This is a genomic window from Corynebacterium sp. HMSC034E11 (genome assembly GCF_001835905.1).
In the GTDB taxonomy this organism is placed as follows: domain Bacteria; phylum Actinomycetota; class Actinomycetes; order Mycobacteriales; family Mycobacteriaceae; genus Corynebacterium; species Corynebacterium coyleae.
The window spans coordinates 1-2,479 of record NZ_KV826387.1; the positions used below are offsets into that span (position 1 = coordinate 1).

The window sequence follows — 2,479 nt, forward strand, 5'->3', positions numbered from 1 at the left end:
CGGATTGCCCCTACCAACTACACGGAAACGGCACACGTCAGTTTTGCTAAGAATTCGTTCTTGATGACGTCGATTGGAACGCTGTCTGAAAAACAAACGTGATAGTTCTGCCTTTTACCGTTCCGCAGGACATCAGTCAGCCGTAACTCAACAACCGGTAGAAGGAGTTCAATGTCCGGAAGTCTGCCCTTTTCAAATTCAGCCCGAACGCGCTCGTAGCCTTCTACGGACCAGTAGTCATTAATTCCGAGGATCGCCAAAGCTGGCCCGAGATCCCGTAGAGCAGCAAAGAAATGCTGCCAGGTTGAATTCGATTCTCTATCCCCATACTGAGTCTCAGCTGAAATTGGCGTATGGACGTGTAGATCCATCTGGTGCCATAAGTCGCCGACCAATTTATTTTCTGGTTTTTCATTCATTTCTTGTCCCGTCAGCCTTTCCTTCCACGAAAATATTCCTAGCTAAGAAACTACGGCGCGGCCTCAAACCTCTTATACGCCTCCCGCATATCCGCCTCCCGATCCAACTGCCTAAACGGATACTCAAAGACGTACTCCACACCCGACTGCGGATGCACCCACGTCCGACCCGCACATTCGACGCCGGGCAACGCGTTGCGCCCCATACGGTTACTCGCGTACGTGGGGTCTATGCCACCGACACCGACCACATCCCGGCGAACATGGACCACACCATGATCCGCGCGGATCAACCATCGTGACGTCCCAATTCACACCCGATGAGTGGTACAAATCCATCCCCGATGCCGTCATCGTCGAGTCCATCCTCAACCGACTCGTCGCAGGCGCCGAGATCACGCACTCGAAGGACCCAACATGCGTCTGAACCAATAACATAACCTCCAAACGCCCGGGTGTTACTCGATACCCACCCGGGCGTTACCCGAAACTCACCACGCCGTTACTAAGCCCATGGTCTGAGCAACGTCATCGAAGAATCATGCTATTCCAAAATGCCACCATCCCCGGTCCAATCGGGTAGAACCTCAGGCTCGCCGACCCAGAACTGCCCCACACGTAAATTAGGCAAGTGTTCGAAAGCTGGACGCACTACGCGACGTTTCGAACGCCCCACCTTTAGAGTCCGAACCGTGCGGGACCCACTCTCGTCAGAAACGACAATTTCTTCCATCCCGGCTTCAGGCTCTAATAGTATTTGCCTTTGGAAGGCCGCTAATCCCTCTCCATCGCTTCTGCTTCCTTCCAAGATAACTGTTCCGTCTTGGCAGGCATCCCCTTCGCCAAAGAACCTAAGAATGCCTTTAATAACCGCATTCGTGAAGTTGAATTGCCTTCTTCTTCCGTTCGACCCTATGTCTACTCGGATCTCACCGCCTTTGGCGATGAAGGCTCCGAACGCAGTGAGGCCAACCCCGCCAGCGTTGGTAAACCAAAGCTTCCCACCTTTCTGAACGGAAACGTGGAACCCGCTAACCCTCCCGCCGGTGCCGTGGAGGATGAATCTGCCACTGGCAGATATCTCGGCATCATCAAGACGAATCCCCATCGGCCCCACCTCACCGTCAATGTCAAAATCCTCATAAAAGCTTGCCCCCGAAAAGTCCAGGTTCTCAAAACAAACATTCGACCACTTGAATGCGGGGATGTGGCAGTTGCTTAGATCAATTCTGAGAGACGACCAAGTGGAATGGTCCACCGTTTTAGAACCACAATGTTGCCCGATTAGCATGAATATGGCCTGGACAATTACCCTTTCCTCATAGTCGTCCAGTTCAGCTTTAAGAGCTAACCGAGCATACGCCGTTAAAACATCGACACATTCTTGGCGACGTGCAGGCCATTCCGTTGCCAGCTGCGCCATGGAATAAATTCCAGCCAAACGAACTGCCGCACTTTCATTACCAATCTGTTCAGCTGCCGCCTGATATCTACTAGCAAGAACTTTTTCGTCCTCTCGGAAGCTCTCTGCTTCCGAAATTCGCTGTTTGCGGTACGAGTAAAGGATTGCGAAGAGCCCACCGAAAAGAGCCGCAATCGTACCAACCGACCGCGCTATGCCAGAGCTTTGCTCAGAAGTAAGTGGTTTAACGGGCCAGCCCCACCAGTGAGTATCGATGCCTTCGAGCATTAAGAACAGGACAAAAATCAACCACATTCCCAAGAGGCCCGAACATAACATGCCGACCATCGCAATGCTGAAGTTCAACATCCTCGGCGTACGGCCTACCGCGCTCTTCTGTCTCGGTATACGCTGTTGAATGAACCTTTTGCGGGCGCGTACCGAGAATGGGGGAGTTTTCAATCCAGCGCCATCCCCTCAAACCGCGCATACGCCTCCCGCATATCCGCCTCCCGATCCAACTGCCTAAACGGATACTCAAAGACGTACTCCACACCCGACTGCGGATGCACCCACGCCCGATCCACCACCGACAACTCGTCGCCCTCGCGCAACTTCGCCTCCAACTTCATCACATCCTTCGGCACCTTGCGACCAT

At 53.1% G+C, this 2,479-nt stretch carries 3 protein-coding genes and 1 pseudogene; 1 reads left to right on the forward strand and 3 read right to left on the reverse strand.

Annotated elements, in window-relative coordinates; translation table 11 throughout:
* Positions 1 to 17 precede the first annotated feature (17 nt).
* On the reverse strand, positions 18 to 419 hold the full coding sequence (locus HMPREF2690_RS02425) for a hypothetical protein (protein WP_070820083.1): 402 nt from the start codon (positions 417 to 419) through the stop codon (positions 18 to 20).
* A gap of 298 nt (positions 420 to 717) precedes the next feature.
* Between HMPREF2690_RS02425 and HMPREF2690_RS11635 the strand changes: the two genes are divergently transcribed.
* Positions 718 to 846 (forward strand): ATP-binding protein, encoded by a 129-nt coding sequence (locus HMPREF2690_RS11635; RefSeq protein WP_246819496.1) that lies wholly within the window; start codon positions 718 to 720, stop codon positions 844 to 846.
* Between the two features lie 117 nt (positions 847 to 963).
* On the opposite strand, the gene HMPREF2690_RS02435 is transcribed toward HMPREF2690_RS11635, so the two are convergent.
* Together HMPREF2690_RS02435 and HMPREF2690_RS12105 are read right to left on the reverse strand one after the other, a co-directional pair.
* Positions 964 to 2,190, reverse strand: a complete 1,227-nt coding sequence (locus HMPREF2690_RS02435) for a hypothetical protein (RefSeq protein WP_070820085.1) — start codon at positions 2,188 to 2,190, stop codon at positions 964 to 966.
* A gap of 89 nt (positions 2,191 to 2,279) precedes the next feature.
* Positions 2,280 to 2,479: pseudogene (locus HMPREF2690_RS12105) on the reverse strand (hypothetical protein); the annotation flags it as partial.

What these genes read in the sequence shown, in the direction of transcription:
- HMPREF2690_RS02425 (WP_070820083.1), bottom strand. Translation starts at nt 419, where the DNA reads ATGAATGAAAAACCAGAAAATAAATTGGTCGGCGACTTATGGCACCAG.
- HMPREF2690_RS02435 (WP_070820085.1), bottom strand. Translation starts at nt 2,190, where the DNA reads ATGTTGAACTTCAGCATTGCGATGGTCGGCATGTTATGTTCGGGCCTC.